The sequence below is a fragment of the Paenibacillus sp. TSM33 genome (assembly GCF_056099025.1).
This window is the reverse complement of sequence record NZ_JBLZXB010000014.1, coordinates 12,285-38,302: the sequence shown is the minus strand read 5'-3', so window position 1 is coordinate 38,302 and position 26,018 is coordinate 12,285. Positions and strand designations below refer to the sequence as shown.

General features: G+C 43.3%; 20 protein-coding genes and 3 pseudogenes. 4 read left to right on the top strand and 19 right to left on the bottom strand.

Annotation, left to right across the window (positions count from 1 at the left end; genetic code table 11):
- Positions 1 to 15: 15 nt before the first annotated feature.
- The 3 genes from ACN6NF_RS11895 to pdxR form a co-directional block, all read right to left on the bottom strand.
- On the bottom strand, positions 16 to 570 hold the full coding sequence (locus ACN6NF_RS11895) for a GNAT family N-acetyltransferase (RefSeq protein WP_474317884.1): 555 nt from the start codon (positions 568 to 570) through the stop codon (positions 16 to 18).
- Positions 571 to 708: 138 nt separating this feature from the next.
- Complete coding sequence (locus ACN6NF_RS11890) at positions 709 to 1,638, bottom strand: D-alanine--D-alanine ligase (protein ID WP_474317883.1); 930 nt, start codon at positions 1,636 to 1,638, stop codon at positions 709 to 711.
- A 36-nt stretch (positions 1,639 to 1,674) separates the two neighbouring features.
- Positions 1,675 to 3,186 carry a MocR-like pyridoxine biosynthesis transcription factor PdxR gene (gene pdxR / locus ACN6NF_RS11885; RefSeq protein WP_474317881.1) on the bottom strand — a complete coding sequence of 504 codons (1,512 nt, stop codon included), beginning with the start codon at positions 3,184 to 3,186 and terminating at the stop codon, positions 1,675 to 1,677.
- Between the two features lie 110 nt (positions 3,187 to 3,296).
- Here pdxR and ACN6NF_RS11880 point away from each other — a divergent pair.
- Together ACN6NF_RS11880 and ACN6NF_RS11875 are read left to right on the top strand one after the other, a co-directional pair.
- Positions 3,297 to 3,395: pseudogene (locus tag ACN6NF_RS11880) on the top strand (LysR family transcriptional regulator); the annotation flags it as partial.
- A 267-nt stretch (positions 3,396 to 3,662) separates the two neighbouring features.
- Positions 3,663 to 4,484: a helix-turn-helix domain-containing protein gene (locus tag ACN6NF_RS11875; RefSeq protein ID WP_474317879.1), complete on the top strand. Its 822-nt coding sequence runs from the start codon at positions 3,663 to 3,665 to the stop codon at positions 4,482 to 4,484.
- Positions 4,485 to 4,518: 34 nt separating this feature from the next.
- On the opposite strand, the gene ACN6NF_RS11870 is transcribed toward ACN6NF_RS11875, so the two are convergent.
- The 7 genes and pseudogenes from ACN6NF_RS11870 to ACN6NF_RS11840 all read right to left on the bottom strand — a co-directional run bounded on the left by ACN6NF_RS11870 (position 4,519) and on the right by ACN6NF_RS11840 (position 14,100).
- Positions 4,519 to 5,523 carry an aldo/keto reductase gene (locus ACN6NF_RS11870; protein ID WP_474317877.1) on the bottom strand — a complete coding sequence of 335 codons (1,005 nt, stop codon included), beginning with the start codon at positions 5,521 to 5,523 and terminating at the stop codon, positions 4,519 to 4,521.
- A 482-nt stretch (positions 5,524 to 6,005) separates the two neighbouring features.
- On the bottom strand, positions 6,006 to 6,689 hold the full coding sequence (locus ACN6NF_RS11865; RefSeq protein WP_474317913.1) for a winged helix-turn-helix domain-containing protein: 684 nt from the start codon (positions 6,687 to 6,689) through the stop codon (positions 6,006 to 6,008).
- 327 nt (positions 6,690 to 7,016) lie between these two features.
- The gene (locus ACN6NF_RS11860; protein ID WP_474317875.1) at positions 7,017 to 8,507 is read right to left on the bottom strand and encodes a glycoside hydrolase family 5 protein; all 1,491 of its coding nucleotides are present in this window, start codon (positions 8,505 to 8,507) and stop codon (positions 7,017 to 7,019) included.
- Between the two features lie 425 nt (positions 8,508 to 8,932).
- On the bottom strand, positions 8,933 to 9,937 hold the full coding sequence (locus ACN6NF_RS11855; RefSeq protein ID WP_474317874.1) for a LacI family DNA-binding transcriptional regulator: 1,005 nt from the start codon (positions 9,935 to 9,937) through the stop codon (positions 8,933 to 8,935).
- Positions 9,938 to 10,164: 227 nt separating this feature from the next.
- A pseudogene (locus tag ACN6NF_RS11850) lies at positions 10,165 to 11,228 on the bottom strand (polysaccharide deacetylase family protein).
- Positions 11,229 to 11,501: 273 nt separating this feature from the next.
- A complete protein-coding gene (locus tag ACN6NF_RS11845; protein WP_474317872.1) occupies positions 11,502 to 12,878 on the bottom strand; it encodes an MFS transporter in 1,377 nt (458 codons plus the stop codon).
- Positions 12,879 to 13,212: 334 nt separating this feature from the next.
- Positions 13,213 to 14,100 (bottom strand): LysR family transcriptional regulator, encoded by an 888-nt coding sequence (locus tag ACN6NF_RS11840; protein ID WP_474317871.1) that lies wholly within the window; start codon positions 14,098 to 14,100, stop codon positions 13,213 to 13,215.
- A gap of 112 nt (positions 14,101 to 14,212) precedes the next feature.
- Here ACN6NF_RS11840 and ACN6NF_RS11835 point away from each other — a divergent pair, with 112 nt between their 5' ends.
- Entirely contained in the window at positions 14,213 to 15,598 is a 1,386-nt protein-coding gene (locus ACN6NF_RS11835) for an MFS transporter (RefSeq protein WP_474317869.1), read from the top strand.
- Positions 15,599 to 15,958: 360 nt separating this feature from the next.
- On the opposite strand, the gene ACN6NF_RS11830 is transcribed toward ACN6NF_RS11835, so the two are convergent.
- The 5 genes and pseudogenes from ACN6NF_RS11830 to ACN6NF_RS11810 all read right to left on the bottom strand — a co-directional run bounded on the left by ACN6NF_RS11830 (position 15,959) and on the right by ACN6NF_RS11810 (position 20,475).
- Positions 15,959 to 16,753, bottom strand: a complete 795-nt coding sequence (locus ACN6NF_RS11830) for an SDR family NAD(P)-dependent oxidoreductase (protein WP_474317867.1) — start codon at positions 16,751 to 16,753, stop codon at positions 15,959 to 15,961.
- A gap of 187 nt (positions 16,754 to 16,940) precedes the next feature.
- Entirely contained in the window at positions 16,941 to 17,993 is a 1,053-nt protein-coding gene (locus ACN6NF_RS11825) for an AraC family transcriptional regulator (RefSeq protein WP_474317865.1), read from the bottom strand.
- 302 nt (positions 17,994 to 18,295) lie between these two features.
- Positions 18,296 to 19,315: pseudogene (locus tag ACN6NF_RS11820) on the bottom strand (NADH:flavin oxidoreductase/NADH oxidase); the annotation flags it as partial.
- Between the two features lie 215 nt (positions 19,316 to 19,530).
- Positions 19,531 to 19,959, bottom strand: coding sequence for a MarR family winged helix-turn-helix transcriptional regulator (locus tag ACN6NF_RS11815; RefSeq protein ID WP_474317863.1), 429 nt, complete (start codon positions 19,957 to 19,959; stop codon positions 19,531 to 19,533).
- 252 nt (positions 19,960 to 20,211) lie between these two features.
- A complete protein-coding gene (locus ACN6NF_RS11810; RefSeq protein WP_016818763.1) occupies positions 20,212 to 20,475 on the bottom strand; it encodes a WGxxGxxG family protein in 264 nt (87 codons plus the stop codon).
- A gap of 153 nt (positions 20,476 to 20,628) precedes the next feature.
- Here ACN6NF_RS11810 and ACN6NF_RS11805 point away from each other — a divergent pair, with 153 nt between their 5' ends.
- Positions 20,629 to 21,147: a DUF3231 family protein gene (locus tag ACN6NF_RS11805; RefSeq protein WP_474317861.1), complete on the top strand. Its 519-nt coding sequence runs from the start codon at positions 20,629 to 20,631 to the stop codon at positions 21,145 to 21,147.
- A gap of 110 nt (positions 21,148 to 21,257) precedes the next feature.
- Here the strand turns inward: ACN6NF_RS11805 and ACN6NF_RS11800 are convergent, their stop codons facing one another.
- From ACN6NF_RS11800 to ACN6NF_RS11785, 4 genes are all read right to left on the bottom strand, one after another.
- Positions 21,258 to 22,322, bottom strand: coding sequence for a Gfo/Idh/MocA family oxidoreductase (locus tag ACN6NF_RS11800; protein WP_474317859.1), 1,065 nt, complete (start codon positions 22,320 to 22,322; stop codon positions 21,258 to 21,260).
- A gap of 156 nt (positions 22,323 to 22,478) precedes the next feature.
- Positions 22,479 to 23,114 carry a hypothetical protein gene (locus ACN6NF_RS11795; RefSeq protein ID WP_474317858.1) on the bottom strand — a complete coding sequence of 212 codons (636 nt, stop codon included), beginning with the start codon at positions 23,112 to 23,114 and terminating at the stop codon, positions 22,479 to 22,481.
- A 255-nt stretch (positions 23,115 to 23,369) separates the two neighbouring features.
- Positions 23,370 to 24,971 (bottom strand): alpha-amylase family glycosyl hydrolase, encoded by a 1,602-nt coding sequence (locus ACN6NF_RS11790; RefSeq protein ID WP_474317856.1) that lies wholly within the window; start codon positions 24,969 to 24,971, stop codon positions 23,370 to 23,372.
- Positions 24,972 to 25,166: 195 nt separating this feature from the next.
- Positions 25,167 to 26,009 carry a carbohydrate ABC transporter permease gene (locus ACN6NF_RS11785; RefSeq protein WP_013371135.1) on the bottom strand — a complete coding sequence of 281 codons (843 nt, stop codon included), beginning with the start codon at positions 26,007 to 26,009 and terminating at the stop codon, positions 25,167 to 25,169.
- Positions 26,010 to 26,018: the final 9 nt, after the last annotated feature.

Here is a 26,018-nt window from a genome sequence, read left to right as displayed (position 1 = left end):
TAAAGGTGTCTCGTTTTAAGCAAACATTAGATACCAATAGATGGCGATCTCGTCACTTTCTTTATCTAGGCCTCTGTAGACGTAGGAATCGAATCCACCGATCACAAAACCACAACTTTCATAGAATTTACATGCGCGAACATTATTACTTTGTGTCTCCAACATGATCCCTGGCATCCCGCCATCCTTCACCCAGCGTTTAGCCTGTTCGATTAGCTTTTTACCAATACCGTGGCTTCTATATAGCTTGTCGACTTTGATATCTTCCACGTATGCATATTTATTCCAATTCTTTTTTAGAACAATTTGACCCACGACTTGATTATTTACGAGTGCTACAAATATGATTTGATTGGGATTGTCGATATAGTTCGTATAGTCCTCAACTGTGTCTTCTTCAAACTGATCATCATCATAGCTTTTTTTACGAATAGGCCTCTCCTTCACCGTATATCCGATTTGTTGTCCCGTTAATTGCAAGACAAGGGTAGAATCTACGATAAAGCTACCATCAATGTTAGTACCACACTCACCGTCCTCAGCCTTCAGTTCTCTGATTAAAATATCCATATTCACCTCCCCCATCTTGAAGCAAAATCAAGTTGCATTAATGCTGCAACATTCTGCAAATCTAAATCAGTTTAACACTGTTCCATTCTAATCATTATAACAAAGTTTCGCCATTTTCTGTCTAATCCATCAAACATATTAAACCTTCTCCCATTCCCGTTTCCGCTCATGAAGTGAGCTAGTAATAATACGGTCCAGCAGCTGTGTAAAGGTTATGCCTGCTGCAGCTGCACTCTTCGGAAGCAGGCTGTTGGCGGTCATTCCAGGTAAGGTGTTCACCTCCAGCACGTAAGGTATATCCTGACACAAAATCATATCGACCCTTGCATACACCTTGCACTGCAGCAGCCGATAGCTGACAAGTGCCGTCTCGCGCACAAGCTGCTCAATAACGGGAGGAAGCTGGATCACCTTCTCCTCAGCGCCGCCGGTCTCATATTTCGCTTTATAGTCAAACCATTCAGAATGGGCGGAGCGAATCCCGATAATTGGCAATACCTCGCCATCCACAATTGAGCAGGTAAGCTCCGTCCCTTGAATAAAAGGCTCAACCAAAATCGTTTGATTCAAACCGCAAGCCTCCTGAATAGCCGAGTGAAGCTCCTTCTCATTATGCACAAGCTGGATGCCGATGCTGGATCCTCCCATATTCGGCTTCACAAAAACGGGGTAACCCAACTGCTCTACCGCTTGCTGATCATAATCACCCATTCCCTGCCAGCAGAGGCCTGTAGGCGTATGCACTCCCGCCGACTTCAGCAGCATCTTAGACAGCTGCTTATCCATGCACAGGCTGCTTGCCAGAACACCGCTCCCTGTATAGGGAATACCCAGTGTCTCCAGCGCCCCCTGTACTGTGCCGTCTTCGCCATATTGGCCATGCAGCGCCAACAGTGCAAAATCGATGCCTGCGTCCTGAACCTGTGCGATTAAATCCGCTGGCTGATCAATCGCAATTGGAACCACCTCATAGCGGCTGCGGTCCAAATGATTCAGCATCTCTTGACCTGTCTGCAGAGAAACTTCACGCTCAGTGGAAGTTCCCCCCATAATAACGCCTATCTTCATCATGACACCCCATTTTCTCAAAAAATCATAGTGCAGTTACGGATTGTTCTTATGACCACATGCCTTATGAAAGTTACGCACCTGTTGGCCTATGATCTGAATCCCCCGCTCGATCTGTTCATCGGTTACTCGGGAAAAACCAAGCCGCAAAGTATTCGTCCCTTCACCTTCTTGTATAAAAAACTTGTCTCCAGGTGTATATATAACACCTTGATCTATGCATGCTTCAAGCAACTCGCGCGTATTTACGCCTGACAGGAAGGTAAGAAATACATGCAAGCCCCCATCGCCAGATAGTTGCGCCTCAGAGAGATGGGTTTCACAGCATGCTTTTGTAAGCTCGTATTTGCGCTTATATTCTGTTCGTGCTCTTTTTACATATTTCTCAAAATTTCCATTGAGCAGATATTGATATAATATCGATTGGTCGATTGTTGAGGTATGAATGGTGCGCGCACGCTTAATGCTTTCCAGAGTGTCAATCAGCGCTCGATCTGCAATCACCCAGCCTACTCGCAAGCCAGGGAACAGCACCTTGGAGAAGCTGCCAATATATATTACTCCGTTCCCTCGCCCTGCTGTTGCTATTAATGGCGCAATATGCGCTCCTGAATAGCGCAGTTCCTCATTAAAACCATCCTCTATCACCGGAATCTGATAGCGCATCATTAAATTCATTACAGCGCTTCGCTTTGCCGGCGACATGACAATCCCTGTAGGATTGTGATAGGAAGGAGTCAAATAAGCGAGATCGAAGCTATTTGTCTGCTTCTGCAATAATGCTTCGAGCTGCTCCACATTAATACCATCCCGCTCCATTGGAATACCGGTAATCTCAAAACCTTGTAGCTTTAAATTTTTGATCGCTGTGTGATGGGTCGGATTTTCACAAATTACCGTACCTCGGTGCGCTGAAGGGCGGAGTGCCGACAGCACAATGTCAAATCCTTCTGTAAACCCACTCGTAATCAGTATATCCTTGCCGCTTATATCGACGCCCTTATTCTCCATATATCCCATCAGGTAATCGATCAACGGTTTGTAACCCTTGGCATAGCCGTAGTTGAGCAGAACCTGCCCTTCGATTGCCATCCGATCCATAAAGGCTCGCCTTACATTTCCCAGATCAAACAGCTGCTCATCTGGTGCGATGCTTGTAAACGAGATGGTTCCTTTTTTAGCGCGAATCCCCTGCTTCATCATATCAAGCTCAACAGCCGTTACAGCATACTTGTTCATTCTTGTCTTCCAGTCAATCTGCCAGGCGAAGGAGGTGTCAGATTCTCCACTATCTGCAGCCAAACGGTCCACCATAGCGGCCACATAGCTGCCTTTATTCGGAATCGCATACGTAAATCCATCGTCTTTCAAGCCTTCATAGGCTGCAATGACTGTATTGCGACTCACCTTGAGCACACCGCTCATTTCTCGTGTGGAGGGCAGCTTCTGATCCCTATGAAACGTCCCTTTTATAATTAAACGTTTGATGTATTCTTTTACTTGTATCACGACCGGACGGTCACCAATGCGCTTAAAATCTTGGAACATTCTTCATCGCCCTCCATCTACAATGATGGCACAGGTAACAAAAGAAAAAAAGAACCACCGCTCTGGACTTTTCGTCCTTTGATGGTTCTTCCAATTCAAGGCATGGACGTATGGAACTTCGTCATTTAATCACATTAAAAACCATAGTCGAAACAAGAGAAATTAAAAAAGTCGCTGAACACTTGGGCTCCGCTCAGTCTTCCGTCACTGACTATAAAAATGTCGATGTGAAAGAGAACTAAAACATAACAAGCTTCAAGGTGAAGAGGTCGGACCAGACCGTCCTGCAATATCACCATATTTGGCAAATCACAAAGATAAATGGCTCTCTCCTGCTATGAAAGAGATGATCAAGATCATTAAAAGACACACGAAGAAATGGATCTAGTATTCTGATAAAGTTGATATCATATTTCGCAAGTGACTTTCAGGGTCCTATATGTCATGATGTAATATCATAGGAGGAACGCAACCAGATGGATATTTGTTACTGTTATCACGGCAAGCAAGTTTGTAAACCTAGCTATTCTTGGGGACCCGGCATCAAAGGACAATACAAAATCATGTTTATCCATGCGGGCAGAGGCGTTTACCAGATTGACGGTAAGACCTTTCATCTTCAGCAAGGCGAAGGCTTTATTGTATACGACAATATTCTTTGTTACATGGAGGCGGACCAAACCGATCCTTGGATTTATTCTTGGATAGCCTTTTCGGGTAACGGGGTTATACCTCTATTCGAGCAGGCGCACATTTCTCCCCTTCATCCCGTATTCAGGTACTCCCCGTTGTTTTGGTTTGATTCTTATTTGGATGAACTTTCCGCCTGTGACGTGAACCACAGCACCAGTGAACTGCGAAGACAGAGCATTTTGTTCAGGTCACTCGCTGATTGGATTGAAATGTTGGTTGCTACGAGTCAACTACTGCCCGAGACACGGCCCAAAGACGTCTACATCCGTAAAGCGGTCGAGTTTATTCGAATGAACTATAACCAAAGGGTTTCCATTTCTGAGGTCGCACACATAGTTGGGATTGATCGTGTCTATCTGTCCGTCCTTTTCAAGGAAATTCTTAATGTTTCCCCACAACAATACTTGTTGAACCTCCGGATGGACAAAGCAGGCGATCTGCTGGACAATTCGCAGCTGTCCATCACGGAAGTCTCCTATTCTGTTGGTTATAGCGACCCGCTGCTGTTCTCCAAAATGTTTAAAAAAGTGAAGGGACTTTCTCCATCACACTTTCGCACAAGGCTTAAAAGAGACAGCTCATTGGGTCTTTCAAGCCTCGACTGATTTGTTCGTGAATGAATCGGTTGTTGCTATGACATTACCAGGGGACATCCCCGATATTATGCATAACCTGGTCGATCTCTTGAATATCCGCTGCCGATAGCGGATTCGCGTGTACTGCTAGCACGTTTTCCTCAATTTGACCTACACGGCTAGCACCAATTAGCACCGAATCGACGCCGCCTTCGCGTAGTGCCCATGTCAACGCCATTTGCGGCAACGTCTGACCGCGGCGCTTCGCGATCGCCTCCAGCGCACGGAATTTGTTGATCCGCTCCTGAGATACGGCCTCCGGTTTCAGTGTGCGCTGGCCTGTTTTAAACTCAGTTTCCAGCTTATCGATGTATTTTCCCGTCAACTGTCCGCGACCAAGCGGGCAGAAAGCCACGGTGCCAGCTCCCACTTCAGCCAACACGTCCTGCAATCCGTTCTCAATCCACCGGTTCAGCATTGAATACATAGGCTGGTGGACGAGCAGCGGTGTACCAAGATTCTTAAGGATCATAGCTGCTTGCTTCGTTTCCTCCGGTCCGTAATTGGATAAACCGACATACAGTGCTTTACCTGATTTTACAGCATGAGCAAGCGCTCCCATCGATTCTTCTAATGGGGTATCACCATCGGGACGATGATGATAAAAGACATCGACATAGTCGAGTCCCATTCGCTGAAGACTGCGGTCCAGGCTTGCAAGCAGATTTTTTCTCGATCCCCACTCACCGAACGGGCCTGGCCACATATAGTAGCCAGCTTTAGTTGAAATAAACAGCTCGTCCCGATAAGGTGCGAGGTCCTTTTTTAAAACATGTCCAAAGGTCTCCTCGGCCGATCCGGGAGGCGGACCGTAATTGTTTGCCAAATCAAAGTGCAAGACACCAAGATCAAAGGCGCGTAATATCATTGCACGACTATCCTCAAACGGTTTGTTCCCGCCGAAATTTTGCCACAAGCCGAGCGAAATGGCCGGGAGCCTGACGCCGCTCCGTCCAATCCGCCGATATTTCATTTGTTCGTATCGATTATCCTGTGCGATATAAGCCATCTGATTTCATCCTTTCTCTTTCCTAGCGAAATACTGACCTCCGACGTGTCATCCCTTATTTTTCATTTCACGCCTCCCTCAAAGGCATGTCATAAGGTTGAGGACCTAACCTTAGGCAGCTCAAGTATATCTAACAATTCTTATGTATTGGAATGTCACTGTGATAAAAGTACATGTCATAATGTTATTAAATAATAGGACAGCTACTAAAAAAGAAGCCAAGAGCGAGTAATGTGCTCTTGGCTTGCTTGGAAGGTACTTTATTTATTTCATATTTCCAGTTGTTTCATTCTCAGTTGTTTCCTGTTAAGCGTTCGACTTTGAATTTATGCTACCAACATAGGTACCCTTGAGTAGTTTCACTAGAGGAATTTGCTCGCTCTCCCGATGGTGCTCTGATATCCGACCGAAGCCAGTATCCACATGTCGTTTACCAATAAGTTCGCGTCAATATAAGGGCTGATTCTTGGTTTGCTTTTCACCTATTTTTCGAATTTGTATCCAATACCAAACACGGTAGTGATCAGGTCGCTTGCATCCAACTTCTTGCGAAGCCTTTGTATATGGGTATCAACGGTCCGAGTATCGCCGACAAAATCGTATCCCCATACAATATCCAGCAGTTCGGAACGTGTGAACGTTTTGCCTCTGTGATTAATCAGAGTCATAAGTAAATCAAACTCTTTCGGAGTCAAATCAATTGGAATACCATTTTGTTTGACAAGATGTTCCTCGACAATGATTTCGATTTGTTTAAACCGAATTACTTTACTCTCCGTATTTTTTCCGTTGTTTGCTTGATCTACCCTCCGGAGGATTGTTCGAATCCGAGCGATAACCTCCCTTAAATCAAAAGGCTTTGTAATATAGTCATCCGCTCCGAATTCAAGCCCAAGGATTTTATCGGTGATATCCGATTTCGCGGTAATCATCAAGATCGGTATGTTATAACTTGCAGTTACTTGTTTACAAATATCTAATCCGCTTTGATCCGGCAGCATCCAGTCAAGTAGCAAGAGATTGGGTTGAAATTGTTGAAGTTCAACCATCCCCGCTGCTCCATTTGCCGCAGTTCGCGTTTCAAACCCCTCCATTGAAAGTCCGTATGATAATAAATCAGCTATTGGTGTATCATCTTCAATAATGAGAATTTTTGCTTTATTCATCATAACCCCCGTCTTCTCTCGTTAATCCGCGATATCATAATGTTAATGATTAGTTAGGGAATAATCAACTCGGAACATTTTACAGTAATTTTTGTACCTTGGACTGCAGTTTATGAAAATCATCAGCCGTTCCTGGCGTTTTGTGTGACTCAACGAAGGATACCTATTTTATAACAAAGAAAAACAACCCTACTCCATGTCCGAGGACTAAGATAAGGTTATCTCCAAATTAGTAGAGTGAAGTCATATTATTGATACAATCGGTAATGAGATAAAGCTCTTGTCAATTTGGTTTTGACAAGAGCTCCAGGAAAAGTTAGGAATGCGTTATTGAAGCGTCAAATTATCAACGTAAACGGCTATCTTACTGCTGCTGTTCGCTGAAGCAATGAATTGAACTCCAATTTCCCTAACATCGTCAAGGTTGGCTACAGATGCAAGGTTGATCGACAGTGCCGTACCTCCAGAAGAATTTATCTTGACGGCTTCGCCAGCATACCAAGCCCAATCTGATCCTGTCTTGACGTAAATTTTGGCATTGAGACCATCACCCACGGAGCCCCAAGGCGCATGTTTGGCGGACACACTTAACATTTTCTTACCAATAAGGTTATGATTTTTTGCGAGGTGAAGGTAATGCTGGGAATGGGAAGACATGATGATATCCGCTTTAAGAGAACTACTGCCTTTAGATGACCACTCCTTTCCAATCCATGGACCCTCGATATTCGAACCAGTCCAGCCCTGCATGCTATCCTCGAAGTCATACAATGTAGTCTCGGTATTGCCCCCATCGCCACCACCGCAAGCCGAATTCTGCCTCCACTCAGCATACGGAGCGTGCCCGGCTAGAATGCTTTTCAGATAGTTACCTCCTGCTGTGAGACTCCCGTTCGTATTGAAAATACTTGCTCCTTCTGCCTTGTCATTAATCGCCCAGTTGGCCCATGACAGATTATTCTGGTTCATCCAGTCAAGCCATTGGTTTGTGGAATCGTAATTAATGCCGCCGTCGCCATCCGCGTTAACAAAGCCCATCTCGGTAACAAACAGCGGGATGCCCTTACTCATCGCGTAGTTAGCTTTGTCGCGGAGCGACTGAAAATGAGATCCAGCGTAAAAGTGCAATGTATAGGCGATATTACTAGAGGATGTAATGGGGTCGTTCGCTGCCTGGTCTACATTCTGAGACCAGAATGGCGTACCAACGATAATCAGATTGTCGGAATGTTGACGAATGGCTGGAATAACTTGCTCAGCATAACTTTTGATTGTTCCCCACGAGACTTGTGTAGGTTCGTTATAAATCTCGAAGATGACGTTATCATAGCTTCCGTATTCCTGTGCCATTCGGCTGAAGAAACTTTTGGCGGCGTTGGCGTTGTTGTGCGCGTCATGTGAGTGCCAATCGATAATAACATAGATCCCCTTTGCGATTGCCGCATTGACCACTTCACGAACTTTGGCTTCATCGGCCGTGTTGTACGGATTTCCGCTGGGGTCCACGCCATATGCCGCTCTTACGATCTCTACTTGAAATTCATCCACCATCCGATTCACCGTGGCGGTATTCCAAAATGGACCGGACCAGTTGCTCCAGAAGAAGCTAGCCCCTTTGACCATCACAGACCGATTCGTTTTGGAGCCGTTAATCTTGTTTCCACTTGCTTTCATTTCACCGAAATAACTTACAGGGTTTGCGCAGGCAGCTGCTGAAGCAGGCGTTGCAGGTATGATCGCTTGAAAAAGTAGTGTTAATAAACTGATCAGTAAGATCATGATTAACGGCTTAGTGAAGGAATTGAACGATATTTTCATAATTCTCTTCTCCTTTAATATGGCATGGTCACGCGAAAAATTTCGGCAAGTAGCTCCAATATTCATCTGCATATCGGCTGAATTTAAGAACAGTGACAGCATATAAACTTGATTGCGAAAACGTTTTCGAAAATAAAGTCAAAAGTTAAACCCTCCTGTTCGAATAGTTTTAACCATTAACCTCTTCACGCTTACCTCATGTTTATAACTTATCGCCCCACGTCTTCCGGGTCACCACCTTCTTTTTACAATCAATCTATTCCAGTTTCCTCCCTCTGACGCAATATGAGGCTTTCCCTTCTGTCCATAACTCGGGAATAAAACAAGAACGAGCAGAAGAATATTTGATTCAAATGACCAAATGTTAAGCGCTTACATCATAATTAAAATACAATTTGTTTTTGTGTTTGTCAATTCTTAAAAAGCTATTCCTTATACTGTCCTGTCGAGTCTCGTACAACCAGATCTGCCGGGACAATCTCAGTTGGCGGTGAATAATCGGGATTCTCAATCATTCGGATGAGATGCTCTCCTGCTTTTATCCCCATTTGAGTAATGTTCTGATTGATCGTCGTAAGCTTAGGCATGGACAGCTCCGCATAGAACGTATTGTCAAACCCAACGACGGAAATGTGATCAGGTACTCGCATTCCGATTTCACGAATTGCTTCAATCGCACCAGTCGCCATATAGTCGGAAGAGCAGATCACGCCGGAAGGCGCTTCCGCAAGCTGTAGCAGGCGCTTCATCGCCTTATATCCTCCTTCAAAGCTGTATTCCTCTACCTCCACATATTTGGCGTAGTAAGGAAGATCGTTCGAGCGCAGTCCCTCCTGATACCCGGAAAATCTCGTTTGACCAACCAGACATCCCAAATCTCCGGAAATAAAGGCGATGCGTTTATGTCCGAGTTCCACCAAATGCTGAACACCCAAGTAGGCACCTCTGCGATTGTCTGCTGTTACATATCCGGTTCTAGGTCCTAGCAGGTCGGTATCGATCATCACCGTCGGCACCTCAGCCTGAAGTAAATCCAAAAAATTTTGATTAGTTCGATCGACACCAAACATGACAACTCCATCTACATTGCGGCTGATGCAATGCTTAGTGAAGGTATAATCGGGGTTTCTAAGATTCGGGGATAGAAAGAGCAGGTCATAACCGCTATCTTCAAGAGATTTTCTTAACCCATCAAGAAGCTCCGATATAAAAGGATTCGTGAAGAAATCCAGCAGGAACATCCCGACCGTCCAGGAACGCTTTTTTACGAGGCTGCGGGCAACGACATTCGGCTGGTAGTTCAGCAATTCGATCGCCTTGTTCACCTTATTCCTCGTTTTACTGCTGACATCAGAATAATTATTAATCACTTTGGATACCGTTGCCACCGATACCCCTGCTTGCTTTGCCACTTCATGAATAGATGCCACTAGACTCACCTCAAACCAAAATAAACGAATTGCTGACTCAGTCCATAACAATTTACTATTTATTATACGCGATGCTCAGCCCCATGGGAAACGTTCAGTAATATCGTTAAAACAAAAAAAAGCCGCCAATATGGCGACTTCCAAGTGTATATCTTTTTGTCCATTGATTATAGTGACAACAAGTTTACCCTTTTCTTCTTTGTGTGTGTTTTAATTTTCTTCGGATTCTAGCTGATCTCCAAATAATCAATGTATGCATCCCATGTTCCGTTTTCAGCTGTTAGAACGAGCTCAATCTCTTGATTTCCGGTTCCATGGCTGACATTGGTTAGAGTATAGACCGCGGGATTGCTCCCGCCGAAGTAGAAGGTCCCCTTTGTCTGCCCACCGATTTTCAAATCAATTCTGGCCATGTTGGAGTTACTTGAAGCACCACGGAGTGAAAAATTATGGGTGCGCTCGCAAAATATTGCGTGTACTTCACCAAATCATTGTTAGAATATAAAGCAACTCCGTTGAACGGCGAACTGATATTGCCGGTGTACTGACCGCCTTTGGTCATACTCTCGACTTCCACTTTTGTACCTGTGCTCGGAGGAGATGTAGCGCTGTCAGACGCCATCGCGCGACCGGTGATCGGCGAGATCATGCCAGAGCATAGGCTACGGCTCTTGAGATTTTGTGCTATCTGTGGGATCGCTTGGAGCGTCGTCTGGTACTGGTCATGCATCAGAAGCACGTCCCCGTTTTGCAATCTGTTCGCAGACGCTACGATCTGGGCGGTAGTAGCACCGTTCCAATCCTGGGAGTCGACGTTCCACAGCACTTCAGTAAGACCATTTTGGCTCTCGATGGATTTCAAGTTCGCGTTGGTCGCACCGTACGGCGGACGGAACAACTTTGGTACAGTTCCGGTAATCGACTGAATTACCTGCTGCGTTCGTGCGATTTCCGACGACATTTGCGAGCCACTCAACGTAGTCATATCCGGGTGCGTAAAGGAATGGTTGCCGATCCACATGCCTGCGGCCGCTTGTTCCCGTACTAGAGACTGGCTATTCTGCGCGTTCTGCCCGATGTTGAACATCGTTGCGCGCAAGCCAGCCTGCTTCAGCGCAGCAAGCAGTTTTGTCGTGTTACTAGTATTTGGGCCATCATCGAACGTCAAACCTACGTAACCATTCGCGCAACTGGCATCGGCAGCACTGGCGACAGGCATCATCGGTACCGAGAACAATGCACCGATGAGCATCAGCGATATTGCGCCTTTTACTAGCTTTGCTTTAAGCATAATATTGCCTCCTCTTAATATAATGTTTGATATCAGAAAGAATCTAATTGAAAGATTCCTCGTTTGCACTCCCCTGCTCTGCCACGCGTTCAATTCCCAAAAACAGCTTCACATCTCTTAATTTGTAAACGTTTTACGAAACATATTCTATCATCGAACTCTTCATATTTAACCTACAAAGATTTAACCTTATGATGTAAAAAGTTTAGTTTCTTGAACAAAAAAGCTGACATTATTACGTATCAATGTCAGCTTATAAAAATTATTATTTTCTTATTGATGATCCAAGGAAGTTTTTTCTCCCTTGAATATAATTAGGAAAATGGCACCGCCTGTTATCACTGTAAATAGTAGCAGTAACGTCAAATTGCTGTACAGATATGCTGCAACGTCAGTAACAATTGGGAGAATAGGAAAGTTGAACCTAAGCTGTGTAAGCAGTCCGCCTACAATTGCGATACCGATCCCTTCCGCCAAAAAGCAGGAAAAATTCAAAAAACCCATACCTGAGCCTGATTCGTCAGCACTTAACGAGCCTGCCACAATGGTTGAAATGACCGTTTTAACAAAGGATAGTCCACCAAAAATTAAAACCACTGCCCCTGAGATGATCCAGAGGTTACGATCCGCGAAAAGTGAAACAATCAAAAGTCCTGTACCGAGAAGCAATAAACCTGCAATCATGACAAAACGAGTTCCTCGCCTATCGACCAAAGAACCACCAACGATCCCGAAAAGAATCACACTAATCGTTCCTGGAAACAGAACACCGCCCCCGATAAGGCTTGTCGACATCTGGTGTACTTCTCTCATCATGTAAGGGATCATAGACATAAATCCTGCCACAGTCCCTAGAAGTATTCCCCCTACAAATACGCCCGCGATAAACCTTCTCTTTTTGAATAAAGTCGGGTCTACAAAAGGTTCCTTAGCTCTTCGGATTCTCAAAACAAATCCTATGAAAAGAATGACACTGAAGGTCAAATACCACCACTCGTAATGTGTTGTAAATAAAGTGAACGAAATAATTCCAAGAACAAAAAGCAGGCCTCCCGGAACATCAAACCCACCTTTTTTCACAGGTTCGTCAGGCAACGTCCGTAAGACAAACGGTAGTGTGACTAGCGTCATCATTGGCAGGAAAAACAGATACGACCAATGTACATAGTCCGCGATCCAGCCTCCAAGTATAGGACCAAAACCTTCTCCCAAAGCAACAGTCGATCCGATCATTCCAAAAGCCTTTCCTTGATGCTGCTTTTCGATACTTTTGGTAACGATAACCATAATCAACCCCGGGACGGCAGAAGCACCCGCTCCTTGGATAAATCGTGCGGCAAGCAAAATCGGAAACCAGGCATGGAGAAGCAAGCCAATTAACGATCCCCCGCCGTATATCATCATACTAATGAGAACCAGTTTTTTTACGCCGTAAATGTCCGATATTTTTCCGTAAACGGCTGTCCCTACGGCAAAAGAAAGAATGAAGCTGGTATTAACATAATTTGCGGCGGATGGCTCAATTCTAAATTGAGCGGCAATGTCGGGCAACGATACGTTGAATACCGTCTCATTTAATACGCTGAAAAATGCAAGTACGCACAGCCAAATCAAAGATTTAGGAATGCGTTCCTCAATCGATTTTTTCATCATGCAAACCCCTTAAAAGTGCCAGGGATCACGCAGTTTATAGGGCCAGTGATGCGTTGTTCCCTTTAATTTGTGCCCTTCTTTTTTGTATGTACTTCATTTTAACGCCTCCAAAAAGTAAAAATCTGTTTAATTCAATTCACCTAACCATATTATCATAGAAATAATGAAAATATTACCCGCTATTTTGACGATTATCATTTCATGACGGGGTAAAGCAAAAATTGGTTAGTAACTGCTCGTTGGATAACAATATCTAGTCTCTAGAATACCTTATTAACGCAATCTCTTACTATTTATTTTCAATGATAGATCATCAAAAATATATATGAGATTAAATTGTCTTTTTGGAAATCGTCGAGAAATATTCTACGACTATCTCACGGAATTCCAAAGCAGCTCGCGAAATATAACGATTCCTGTTCCATAATAAAGCAATCTCCCGTATCAATTCGTGGTTCTCTACCTGGAGATATTTGAGCTGTTCATGTGAATTTCGTGCCGTGCTCGGTATGAAAGCTATACCAATTTCGGCTTCTACAAGAGTACTAAGCCTTGCAGGTTCATCCCCCTCATACACATATTTAGGCACAAATCCTTCCGCTTTGCATACAGAGTCCACTAAATCACGAGTACCGTAGCCTCTCTTTACACCGACAAACCATTCTTCCCTTAGCTCTGTCAAGGATACGCTGTTTCGGTCCGCCAGCCGATGCCCCTTTGGAACAGCTACAAGAATGGGATCGACACATACGATTTTACATTCGATGTCATTCCCTTCTACAGGAGGTGAGGATAAGCAAAAATCAACTTCTCCTCTATGCAGAAGTGTAACCATTTCCTGCGTGGTCAGCATTTGCACATGAAATTGAATATAGGGTCGTTTTCTCCGAAACTCTCGAAGGATATTTGGCAATGTGCTTGCAGTGGTCACAGCTAATTCGAGAGTTCCAAGTTCTGGATTGGATAAGTCGCTGAGCTCCTGCTTCCCTTGTTCTAATTCAAACAAAGCCCTTTCTGCACGGTGAAGAAATTTGCTCCCGAACTCATTCAATCGCAGTTTCCTCCCTGTTCGGTCGAATAAAGGCACCCCCAGATCTTCCTCCAAGCGTTGAATCGTTTTACTCAGCGACGATTGAGTAACGTGCAGACTTCGTGCAGCTTCTGTTACATGTTCCAAACGAGCTACAGCGAGAAAATATTGCAGTTGAAGAAGTTCCAATTCGCATCCTCCATTCATTCCCTCAAGTCAATGAGATTATAACATCAAATGCATTGGAATAAATAATCGATTTCGAGTACGATGACATTAATTCGCTATAGGGGGACCAGAAATGAGTGTTCGCAGCTGGTGGTTAATGATTTCAGTTGGTCTAGGGATACTATTGAATCCATTAAATTCTTCGATGGTTTCTGTTGCTATTCCAAGTCTGCAAAAGGTATTTCGCCTTGACTTTACAGGTGTTTCCTGGATTATTTTTTCTTTCTACATTGCAAGCAGCATCGCTCAACCTGTCATGGGCAAAGCCAGCGATTTATTCGGTCGTAGAAAGATATTTCTTACAGGTCTTGTTGTATCCTTCATTGCATCATTACTAGCCCCATTGTCACCAAACTTTGGATCGCTCATCGTGTTTCGCATTGTGCAATCTATCGGAACAAGCATGATGGTTGGGGTTGGAATGGCTATTGTTCGAATTCATATTACAGAGAAACAAGCGACTGCACTGTCTGTTTTGTCCATATTCCTATCAGGAGCAGCAGCAATTGGTCCCTTTATTGGCGGGGTCTTGATTCATTGGTGGGATTGGCCTGCCATCTTTTTCGTTAATATTCCGTTTGTGTTGGCCAGCTTTTTATTGGCTTGGAGGACTATTCCTAAGGACGAATCGCCAATATCCGTTGCACGCAACATGTCCCTACGTAAATGGTTTGATTTGATAGATGCCAGAGGGATTCTGCTCTTCACAGTGGGGTTGGTTGCTCTGCTCGTTGGATTACTCTCGGCAAAATCGTCTGGGCATATCTCATCAGGAAATGTCATTGTCGGGCTAATAGGTCTCGTTGCACTGGGGGCATTCGCACGATATGAGTTAAAAGCAACGTCACCCTTTATTCCTTTACGCACATTCGCCAAATATCCTGCGATGACTTGGGTTAATGTTGAATTCATGCTCATTAACATACTCTATTACTCGCTTTTTTTCGGGCTTCCATCCTACTTGCAAATGGTACGTCATGTCAGCGAGTTCCACACAGGAATTCTTATGCTAAGCTTAGGCTTGTGCTCGCTATTCTCTTCTCCAATAGCAGGACGATGGATCGATAAATCAGGACCCAGACCGGCATTACTGGTATCCGCAATCCTGATGACATTGGGATCGGTATGGCTTGTAACATTAAATCCAACTTCTCCGGTGATCAGCGTGTGTTTGGCTTTGGCTACATTCGGTATTAGCAACGGGCTGAACAATGTAGGTATGCAAGCAGCCTTGTTCCAAAGTTCTCCAAAAGAAATCATCGGTGTAGCATCCGGATTATTTAATACATCAAGATATCTGGGAACCATTCTCTCTTCATTGTTGATAGGTATCGTAATGGGAGGTAAGTTCAGCTTCGAGGGATTTCAAGTGCTTGGGATTGTCCTTACGGTAATTGCATTATCTTTGGTATTCATGAGTCGGCGACGCCGGGAGTCAGAACAATTGCGGGAGTCATAGGTTTACCGTTTCTTTAAATTCATCCCTCCGCTCTTTATTTAGCGTTAATTATTCAACGAATGAGGAAGCAGTTTAGTTAAAAAACAGCCGAGCGATCGGCTGTTTTTGGTAGCGATTGGTAGGTGACTTAATTCCAGTTCCACAGCCCTGATCCAGCGTTCGAATTTCTTTATGCAAAGGTGAATTTTCATTAGCTCCTTACCCGCGTTTAAATAAACAAAAAATTATCTTCCGTGTAGACGTTCCCGAATTCTGCCGGTACATTAGATCAAGCTCTGGCTTCGGTTCATCATTTAACATCGATATCATTTCAACCGTCAGTAGGCAGGCCACCTGGCTATATACCTTCCATTTGGAATATTAAAAAATAGTCGGTACCATTCCCCCATCCATACGGATTGGAGAACCCTTAAATGCAGACGCATATGGGCTACATACAAATGCAGCTAGTCTACCTATTTCTATAGGTCTAATAAATCGCTGTATTTCGGATTGAGGCAGATTTACAGCCATAAATTGTTTCTCTTTTTCTGAAAAAGTCATATTTTCATTGACGTAAAGCCCCTCAATGATTTGGTGTACATTTTCAGAAAGTGTTGGTCCTGGCATGATCGTATTGACAGTAACTTCTGTACCTCTTGTTAATTTAGATAAGCTTTTTGACAATGATAGCAGCATGGATTTGGTCATACAATATTGAGGCATCTGTCCTGAAGGCATAATTGCTTCTTCACTCGCAATGAAAATAATGCGTCCATAATCGTTTTTCAACATTTTAGGCAAGTAAAATTTAGCTAATCCATTTGCAGCAAGAACATTAGTACGGAAGTATTTTTCCCATACTTCATCGTCAACGTCCTCATACTGCATAATTTCGTAAATGCCCATATTGTTAACCAAAACATCAACTTCGGGATATTTTTCAAATAAAGCTTTTCTTTGCTCTTTATCCACAATATCGGCTGTAGCATTTTGAGGAGAGGTAGTTGGGCATTTTGTCTTTATTTCATTTACTGTTTGTTCTACCTCTTCATAATTCCGTCCATTAATAAGTACATTCACGCCTTCTTTGGCAAGTTCAATCGCAATTGCTTTACCTATACCTTTCGTTGATCCTGTAACTAAAGCAGTTTTATTGTTTAATCCCATATCCATCATACAATTCTCCTTTTTATCTACTTCAAAACTATGTTAAGCTCAGCCTTTTAAAGGGTCCTGATTATATTACCTTGTCTGGATTGTTCAGTAACTAGCATAATACGACAAATTTCTTGTTTCACACGCCAGATGGATAAGGTCAGTATTACAAGCTCTCTGTAGAATGAATGGAGTTGGGAAACTATTAATAGATAGTCGATCTTCCTAGCGGTTCTTTTGATATCAAGTTGGTATCTAAATGTGTAGTGCGCCAATTTGAAGGAGTATCCCCTTCCCAAAGACGAAAAGCGCGATAAAATGAATTCTGATCTTCATATCCAATCAAAAAGGCCACTTCTTTAATATCAAGCGAGGGATCTGCCAAGTATTCTAGTGCCTGCTCATGTCTAGCTTGTGTTAACAGTCGCTTAAAGCTCGTATTGTCGTCAGTAAGCCGGCGCTGCAAGGTACGATCGCTCATTCTGAGCTCCTTCGCCACAGCCTGAATGTCGGGGCGTCCTCCGGTGAGGCTACGTTTTATAATCCTTTTGACCATTTCGGTAATGGAGCAGTAGCGCTGCTGTTCAGCCAGCGATCGGTCTAGGACGGGAGTCAGGATCTCCAGCAATTCTTCGTTGTACGAAACAAAAGGGAGGTCCAGATCGCTTCGATATAACGTCAACCGATTACATTTTGCATCAACCTGTACACTACACCCAAAATAAGCTTCAAGAGCCTGCACATCTCCCATGGATTGTGAAAATTCTACGAACTGCGCCGTCAAAGGTTGACCAGTGCCTCGGCGTCCAAGCTCCAGAAGACATGCAAGTGTAATACCCGTCAGCATCGGTGGACCAGGCTGCTCGGTATGAAGCCATTCCAGTTCGATGGTACAGTACTCCCCCTCCTCAGTGACACGTAAGGTTTCGGGGGGACATAATTGTTTGTACCGAGCCATTCGGTTTAGAGAGTCGCGGTAGTCACGAGCGTGGTAAGTTGCTAAGACGGTCGGTGGGTACTTCGCTGTTTCAAAAACGGTTGCAAGCTTGATGATTCCTTTGGCAGTGTCACCAATGAGATCGGAATAAGCCTGCCAGATCGCGAAGTATTGTACGCTTGTGACTACGGGCTCATGAATAATGGTGAGCGGCAGTCGTGCTTTATGAGCTACGTCCTGAGCAGAGATCCCTAATTCGTGTAATCCCGTCCAAAATCCTGGTGGGATTTTAATATGGTCAGAGGTATAAGACTTCTTCATACATACAGACCTCCTTTATTACTTCCATTTTACTGCAATCTCTGATCATTCCAGTATAGTGAATTTTGTTAATATATGCTTACTGAAGGTTAGACCACCATAAATAAAAAAGCAACCGGCATGCCGGTTGCTTTTGGGTCATTTCCACTTCGATAATTGCAGTCGTTATCAGACCAAAATTGCTATAAACTACAACGTCCTAATTTTTCGGTACCTACCACTTCTTTTTTACTTTTAGAAATCAAATCTTCACGAGAAATGGAGCCACTCCCTATATTTTCAGTAGCAGTAACTGTATCTAAAAAACCTGTAGTATACTGTTTCGGGATCGTTATTTCTTTTTTCAAGTTTGTTGCGGCTTCAAGAGCCCAATAAGGGTTTCTTAACATTCCTCTCCCGACAGCCACAAGATCTGCATCCTCATTTCCTACTACAGCGTTAGCCAGGATCGGATCATCAAGTCTTCCGACTGCAATGACTGGAACTTCGAGTGCTTGTCTGATTTCTCGAGCAAGTGACACCTGGTATGCTGCGTGACTACCTGGTCTACCCCATGCAGCGATAGGTCCTTCCCCGCCTGAAGAAATGTCAAAAATATCTACCCCTGCTTGTTGATATTCTTTGGCAAAAGAAATGCTTTCTTGAATGCTGTATCCTCCTTCTACGTATTCTTTAGCAGAAATGCGCATAATAAGTGGCATATCTTCCGGCATCTCCGCCTTGGCTACCTGAATAATTTCCCGACCAAATTTTGTGAGATCTTTTCCGTATTCATCATCTCTTTGGTTGCTAAGAGGCGAATGAAATTGATGAATTAAGTATCCGTGAGCTCCATGTAATTCAATGGCATCAAATCCGGCCTTCACAGCACGTGCTACTGCACCGCGGAACTTCTCCACCATTTCTTTAACTTCTTGTGTTGAAAGAGCTCTAGGTAATTTAGATTTCTCATCAAATGGAACAGCGGACGGAGCAACAGGCACTTCAGCATCTTCTGCTTTACGTCCAGCATGAGCAATTTGAATACCTATTTTTGCTCCATAACTATGGCAGGCATCTACAATTCTTTTCAATGCAGGAATTTGCTCATCAGACCACAATCCCAGGTCGAAGTCAGAAATCCGTCCATCCGGTTCTACATCAGTCATTTCAATTATAATAAATCCAGTTCCACCAATGGCACGACTTACATAGTGCATGAAATGCCAATCGGTAGCTATACCATCTTTCTTGTCAACAGAATATTGACACATTGGAGGCATAACGACCCGGTTCTTTAATTCCAAGCCTTTAAATTTATAAGGACTAAATAAATCTTTCATTAAGAAAGACCCCTTTCTAGGTTTTATAGCAGGCATTACTAAATGTATGCACATGCATATAATATAGCATGCATATTTATGTTGTCAACTATCCGTTTACACGATGCGTTTACACAAATAAGAGGCCCAGAGATTGTATTCTCTAGACCCGGAGTTAAATTTTGCTCTAGTCAAGCACTAACTTTCGTATCAAGCTTTAATATTGTATGAAAGAATTAAATTTTTTCAATGAATGATTGTAATTTTGGTTTCAATTCATCTTTTAAGAGAGCTAACTTCAAAACTTGGTTGAAGGTTTCGAGCGCTCTGTCAAATTTCTTTTCGCCAAAATCGGTCATGCTTGTATAGATTCCCCTACGATCATCTTCACATATATGTCTTTGCAAAGCTCCACAACTTTTTGCTTCCATTCTGACTACCAGTCTAGATAATGCACTTTGGCTTAACCCAACCATTTCCTGTAACTGCTGTAATCTCAATTTCTTTTCCTCAGTTTGAGATAAGAAATACAGTACCAAAAATTCATTTAAGGATAAACTATAATTTTCTTGAAGTGCACGCTCGACTTCGTCGTTTATATTCGATTGAAGTTTAGTAAGGGACAGCCAAATATTTAAAAGTTCAGTATCAGTGTTGTTTTGCATTTCGACTCACCCGTTCTATTCTAAAGTATAAATAACACATATTATTAGAGTCATTATAGGGAATAATTAATTCTATCAGGGTTACCTGAAATGGTCAAAACCTCAGAACGGATAGAGGTTATAAAAAAGCTTTCTGAAGCAGTGACTTAAGTTGTCAACACAAAAACACCTTTCAAAATCGGCCTCCATATTTAGAAATGGAAGCATTCTCCTGAAGGTGTTTTTGTTTTGAAACCCATTGTAGTTTACTAATTATTTATGGTCAGATACTCTTTTGCGCATTCCAGCCAGTCCCAGTAACCCAAGTAAGCCAATCCATCCCCAATCCATATCGTTGTCATTATCTACGGCGTTTGCTCGTACACTGTTAGCGTTGTAGGTTGAATTGTTGTTGTGATAAGCATTATTAGCTGTGTCATTGGCCACATCTACATTTGCACTTTGTGCTGATGAAGGAACGACTAAAGCTGCAAAGAAGAACATGGAAGCTACAGCAGTGACTATTTGTTTTTTCATAAAAAGGAATCCTCCCTGAAAGTGTGATGCATATAATTTCTCCAAAAATTCGTCCATTATTCCATTGCACTTTTATATTTTTATTTGGATACTTTGATGAGTAAATTGGAACTATAAGTTCGGGAAGAAAAAAATATCGAAGGAGCGGTTAAGATGGGAATACTAAGTGGAAATCCAAAAGATGAACCTATGCACTATGGTGAAATTTCCGGTGTTTGGCAATTTTCATTGGTCGCGAAAGGAGCTCTGTCTTTCTACCAAGCATTCCTGAATCATGCAGGAGATAAGGATTTGAAAAAGATATTGGACGCACTCATTGATCAAGCGAAACTTGAAATTAAGGAGTGTGATACGCTCCTTACTGATAATGGGATTGCTCCAGCGCCAGCCTTACCCGAAAGACCTCCAGTGAAACTTGAAGATATTCCTGTTGGTGCAAGGTTTACTGATCCTGAGATAGGCGCTAAAATTGCGTCTGATACGTCATTGGGGCTGGTGGCTTGTAGCCAAGTTATGGGGCAATCCATTAGAGAGGATATAGGGGCCTTGTTTGCAAAATATCATGCTACCAAAACTGCTTTAGGAGTTAAGATTCTTCAATTGAATAAAGAAAAAGGATGGTTGCTGCCTCCTCCCCTTCAAGTGAAAAGACCTGAAGCTGTTGAAGTTTAAAAATAGATTAAAGTGCTACTAGCCATATTCAGAGCAGATTGAAAGTTAAAACAATAACCCCCATTATCCTCAATATGAGAACAATGGGGGTTAGATTCGTTTACGATTCGTTAAATATCTCTTAGAATCACGCTTTTGGTCGCTGCCGCCTCAAAAATCGTCTCAATCAGCACCAGTACACGGTGCACTTCTTCGCTCTTGATCGCAAGCTCGGCTTTTCCTTCGATAGTGGAGACAAAATTTTCGTAAAAGCTTTCTGCAGCAGAAGGTATTTTCTCAATCGGGAACTTAAGGGTGGATTCCTCAGACGGAGGTGCCATCGTTTTGGTCAATCCTTGACCTGCTTGAATCGGTTTGGGTTCCACGTGCGCAACATCTGGGTTCCGAGTGACAATCTCTCCACTCAAATCCCAATCCTTGATCACTGCTGTTCCTTCGGTTCCTTTAATATACCAACGCGGTAACTTTACGTAATTCGTTGTACCTACTTCAATGACCGCTGTAAGACCGTCCTTGAACTCAATGAAGCTGCTAAAGCCGTCATCCACTTCTGTCCCCAGAATATAACTTAAAGTAGCGGTCACGCTTTCGATTTGGCTGTCCGTAATCTGGAGTAGCTGGTCCAACAGATGGACTCCCCAATCCAGCAACATTCCTCCACCATACGCCTTCAATTGCCGCCAGTCGCCTGGAATGCCGTTAGCTCCCTGAACCCGTGATTCCAGGTGGAAAAGATCGCCAACCGTCTTCTTGCTGATTATATCTTTGACAATCCGGTAGTCTTCATCCCATCTGCGATTCTGATGTACTGTAAACAGACGGTTCTCTTGCTTAGCCACCTCGACAATATCCAAGAAATCTGCGCTCGTGATTGTAACTGGCTTTTCACAAATGACATGTTTGCCAGCTTGCAATGCTTGGATTGCGATTTCTTTATGAACGTCATTAGGTGTCGCTATTAATACAATATCTACGTCCTGATCGCCGAGAACGGCATCTAGACTGGCATAGGTTTTATAGCCGGCTGCTGCAGCCAATTCCATCCGATAATCAACAATATCATATACACCGCCAATGGCAAGCTGCTCAATAGGTTCAATTAATTGAACATGGTAGCTTCCCATACCTCCATAACCAATAATAACTACATTGTATTTCCGATTGTCCATTTTCATTTTCCTTCCACTCCTAAATTGAGCCACCACCTATCAAACGGTTGCTCACGGATCGAATTCAATTGTGAATCGGTTACTGCCATGCAGGTCATCCGTAAGATGTTATTGCATACGCTTTCATTATAAAGGAAATCTTTCCCCAAAAAAAGGGGGATATTAAGATCTAGTGGATTCTGTATTGGATAAATACTCACTCAAGATTTCCTGCATTGACTTCTTTGAATTTTGAAACTGTTTTATTCGATGACCATTGGCACCGGACGGGTGAGGGAATCCCCACAGAATTTTGTTTTCTTGAATTTTTTGTTCATCAAGCAAGCGACGAAGAACGGTCTCGACTGACTTTCCTAATGGAATAATAAGTGGATAATCCAAACATTCTAATTCAGGAAGAAAAGACTCAAGCACTGACCCATACAAAAAAGCATGGTTAATAATAGGAGGCTGATGTCCATTATAATTTTCTTTATTCACAAAAACTGGAAAACGAATTAAGGAAGTTGTATGTAACAACGAGCAATCTGAATCAAATAGTTTACGTACATGCGACACTTTCAAAAAATCATGCAATCCTATTTCTTGAAGCATATTTATTAAGTTGTCTCGCATGGAACCGGCCATCCTTGCTGCAAATTTGGCTTTTTTACAAGCTTCCTCATATGACTGTTGATCCTTCAAAGATATTATGGCAGTTCGAAAGGCAATTTCCATCTGTTGCCAACCAGGTGTAATACCAACTAGCACTACTTTCGCGGAAGAATTGATATATTCATTATGCGGGGAATAGAACATTTCAACGTCTCCCGAAGACTTTAATTTGAAATCATTAATCAGCAATTCGTATTTAGAATACTTTTGCTTTACCGGTAACGAATTTATCACAGCAACTATACGCTTTTGATGAGTGGAAGAGATCAGGTTGCATCCTCCTTACGAGCTTATATTTAAGTATATATTACCGTTTTACAGGAGGGGTGTTCTTCACACCCCCCCACATGTATTTACCAATAAATATCTATCCTTATTGTGTCTGTAAGTTTGCGAAGCTCAGCTCTTTCTATCTTCTTTGGTAATTAAAGAACTGTAAGCGGGAATCGTCACCGTTTCTGTCCTTACTTTCGCACCCTTTGAGGTGGAGAAGACCACTTTCCGTTTCTGCTTATCCCAATCTTTCATCTGGAGGGTAACCGACTCCCCTGACAGGTTATGATATACATACAATACTTCTTTGCCTGAAGAACGTTTGTATGCCGCCACGTTGGCAGAACCTGCTTGGACTGGTTCTAGATTATTGCTACGAAGAGCTGCATGTTCTTCTCTCAGGCGGATGAGCGTACGGTAGCTTTCTAGCAGAGAATCATTGTCCCGCAACTGCGCTTCCACCGATACTTCGCCTCTGTTGTATTTGGGCTCCTCCCACTTCGTTTGACCGGGGCCTTCTCCCTTGTACCAGCGCATAGGCTCCCGAAGATACTCATCGGGCTTTTCTCCCTTCATGCCGATCTCTTCCCCATAATAGAGAAACGGCTGACCCGGTAGCGTCAAAAGAATGGAAGCAGCCAGCTTGGCTTTTCGCACATCCCCGCCTAGCTCGCTCATAACACGGGTCTGGTCATGATTGCTTAGGAACGGAGCATCGAGTGCCGCCTTATTGTATGATTTGTACAGCTTCAGCGTTTTCTCAGCGAATGTTGCGATACCCTGATCCTGGCCGTTTTTCACGGAGTTCAAAATCGTTCCGCCCAGATCAAAATTAAACAGAGAGTGGAGCGATTCGTAATAAGGAGCTATTGTCTCCGGTTTATCCCATACTTCTCCTGCCAGATATACATTTGGATTTATTTTTTCCATCTCGGAACGGAACTCATTCCACCACGCAATATTTTTATCGGCGCCATCCTTTGTTTGCCCTTTAAAAATATGCATTGCTGCATCAAGCCTGAATCCGTCTGCACCCTGCTGCAGCCAATACTTGCCGACTTTGATCATTTCCTTGCGGACTTCGGGATTGTCAAAGTTCAGATCCGGCATACCGGACCAGAAAGTACCGTAAAAGTACCCTTCGCCATTCGGGTTCTTATGCCATACCTGCTGACCCCATGATCCCTTCTCATCCAAATTTGTATTCTCATTTGCCCAGACGTAATAGTCATGGTATTTGCTTTGCGGGTTGGCACTGGCCTCCTTGAACCAAGGGTGCTCGCTGCTTGAATGATTAATAACAAGGTCGATGATCACCTTGACACCCTTTCGTTTCGCTTCTTTCGTCAAGGTGCGGAAATCATTCAGATTCCCGTACTGCGGGTCCACCTGATAGTAGTCAGTTACATCATATTTATGGTAGCTTGGAGACGGATTCAGTGGCATGAGCCAGAGACCGCTGACCTGCAAATCCTTGCCTGAACGGGGTTTGCCGTCGTTTAAGTAATCAAGCTTTTGTGTAATGCCTTTTAAATCACCATGTCCGTCCCCATTCGAATCATAAAAAGAATTAATATAAATTTCGTAAAATACGCCGCTTCCAGCAGAATCCAAAGGCTTCTGCCCGTTCATTTCCTGATCGGCCATTACACCTGAGGCGAACATTGTGAGCATAGGCACCGTTAACAGGGTCGTGGACCATTTTCTTAAGCGTTTATTACGAGTCAAAACATATCAGCTCCTTTAATTGTTATGGGTGCGCTTTCATTATAAAGAGAAACCATCCAAAAAAAGGGGATATTATTATCTATTATGGTGGAAAATATCGATTTTATTGTTTTATGTCGTTATCGAACAAACTGCCCGGGTTAGCGGATCTTTTTCTGATCCTTAACCCAGGCAGTTTGCTTGCAGGTCTATTTTTTATCCTTTTACAGCGGAACCTACCGTCATCGCCCGCTCCACTTGCTCACTCAAGAACAGATAGACGAGTACCATCGGTAAGGAGGCAATGGTCATAACAGCTCCCATGGCTCCCCAATCTGTGCTGTAAGAACCTTGGAAGAAAAGCAAGCCTAGCGGTAATGTCTTCATATTTTCATCAGAAATGAGAATATAGGCCAAAGTGAACTCATTCCAGTTGTTCAAAAACTGAAAAATGGCTACAGTTGCAATTGCAGGTAATGCAAGGGGTACAATGATTTTCAGGAACAGTCTATAAATATTAGCTCCATCCATGCATGCTGCCTCTTCTATCTCCTTAGGGATTCCTGTAAGGAACCCATAGAAAATCATGGACGAGAAAGGAAGGCCAATTGCGATATAAGGAAGAATAAGAGCTCCATACGTATTCGTTAGATTAAAATCGCGAACCAGAATCGCCAGCGGTATCATGATAACCTGAAGTGGCATAAACATTCCTATGGTCATATAAGTCCGGACGGTAGAACGAAATCTCCACCTCATACGAGCCACTGCGAAGGCAAACATTAGAGCCAGTAAAAGGATAAACAGAGTCGAAATCGTGGATACGACCAGACTGTTCAGAAAGTAACGGGGAATATTAAATTGTGTCCAGGCATTAATATAATTTTCGTATCGAAAATGCGTTGGCAGTCCAAATGGGTTAGAGACGAAGATCTCATCGTTGTTCTTTAACGAGTAGGATACCATCCAAAACAACGGGTAGACCGAAACAATTAGATACAACCACAGTGGTATCTGCAGGGCAGCATGTCTGAACTTGCTCAAAGCGGTTTTACTCATTTCGTTCTC

Bases quoted from the DNA above. Each gene is read 5' to 3' on its own strand.
- ACN6NF_RS11895 (WP_474317884.1), bottom strand. From the start codon at position 570: ATGGATATTTTAATCAGAGAACTGAAGGCTGAGGACGGTGAGTGTGGT.
- ACN6NF_RS11890 (WP_474317883.1), bottom strand. From the start codon at position 1,638: ATGAAGATAGGCGTTATTATGGGGGGAACTTCCACTGAGCGTGAAGTT.
- pdxR (WP_474317881.1), bottom strand. From the start codon at position 3,186: ATGTTCCAAGATTTTAAGCGCATTGGTGACCGTCCGGTCGTGATACAA.
- ACN6NF_RS11875 (WP_474317879.1), top strand. From the start codon at position 3,663: ATGGATATTTGTTACTGTTATCACGGCAAGCAAGTTTGTAAACCTAGC.
- ACN6NF_RS11870 (WP_474317877.1), bottom strand. From the start codon at position 5,523: ATGGCTTATATCGCACAGGATAATCGATACGAACAAATGAAATATCGG.
- ACN6NF_RS11865 (WP_474317913.1), bottom strand. From the start codon at position 6,689: ATGAATAAAGCAAAAATTCTCATTATTGAAGATGATACACCAATAGCT.
- ACN6NF_RS11860 (WP_474317875.1), bottom strand. From the start codon at position 8,507: ATGAAAATATCGTTCAATTCCTTCACTAAGCCGTTAATCATGATCTTA.
- ACN6NF_RS11845 (WP_474317872.1), bottom strand. From the start codon at position 12,878: ATGAAAAAATCGATTGAGGAACGCATTCCTAAATCTTTGATTTGGCTG.
- ACN6NF_RS11835 (WP_474317869.1), top strand. From the start codon at position 14,213: ATGAGTGTTCGCAGCTGGTGGTTAATGATTTCAGTTGGTCTAGGGATA.
- ACN6NF_RS11830 (WP_474317867.1), bottom strand. From the start codon at position 16,753: ATGGATATGGGATTAAACAATAAAACTGCTTTAGTTACAGGATCAACG.
- ACN6NF_RS11825 (WP_474317865.1), bottom strand. From the start codon at position 17,993: ATGAAGAAGTCTTATACCTCTGACCATATTAAAATCCCACCAGGATTT.
- ACN6NF_RS11815 (WP_474317863.1), bottom strand. From the start codon at position 19,959: ATGCAAAACAACACTGATACTGAACTTTTAAATATTTGGCTGTCCCTT.
- ACN6NF_RS11810 (WP_016818763.1), bottom strand. From the start codon at position 20,475: ATGAAAAAACAAATAGTCACTGCTGTAGCTTCCATGTTCTTCTTTGCA.
- ACN6NF_RS11805 (WP_474317861.1), top strand. From the start codon at position 20,629: ATGGGAATACTAAGTGGAAATCCAAAAGATGAACCTATGCACTATGGT.
- ACN6NF_RS11800 (WP_474317859.1), bottom strand. From the start codon at position 22,322: ATGAAAATGGACAATCGGAAATACAATGTAGTTATTATTGGTTATGGA.
- ACN6NF_RS11795 (WP_474317858.1), bottom strand. From the start codon at position 23,114: ATGTTCTATTCCCCGCATAATGAATATATCAATTCTTCCGCGAAAGTA.
- ACN6NF_RS11785 (WP_013371135.1), bottom strand. From the start codon at position 26,009: ATGAGTAAAACCGCTTTGAGCAAGTTCAGACATGCTGCCCTGCAGATA.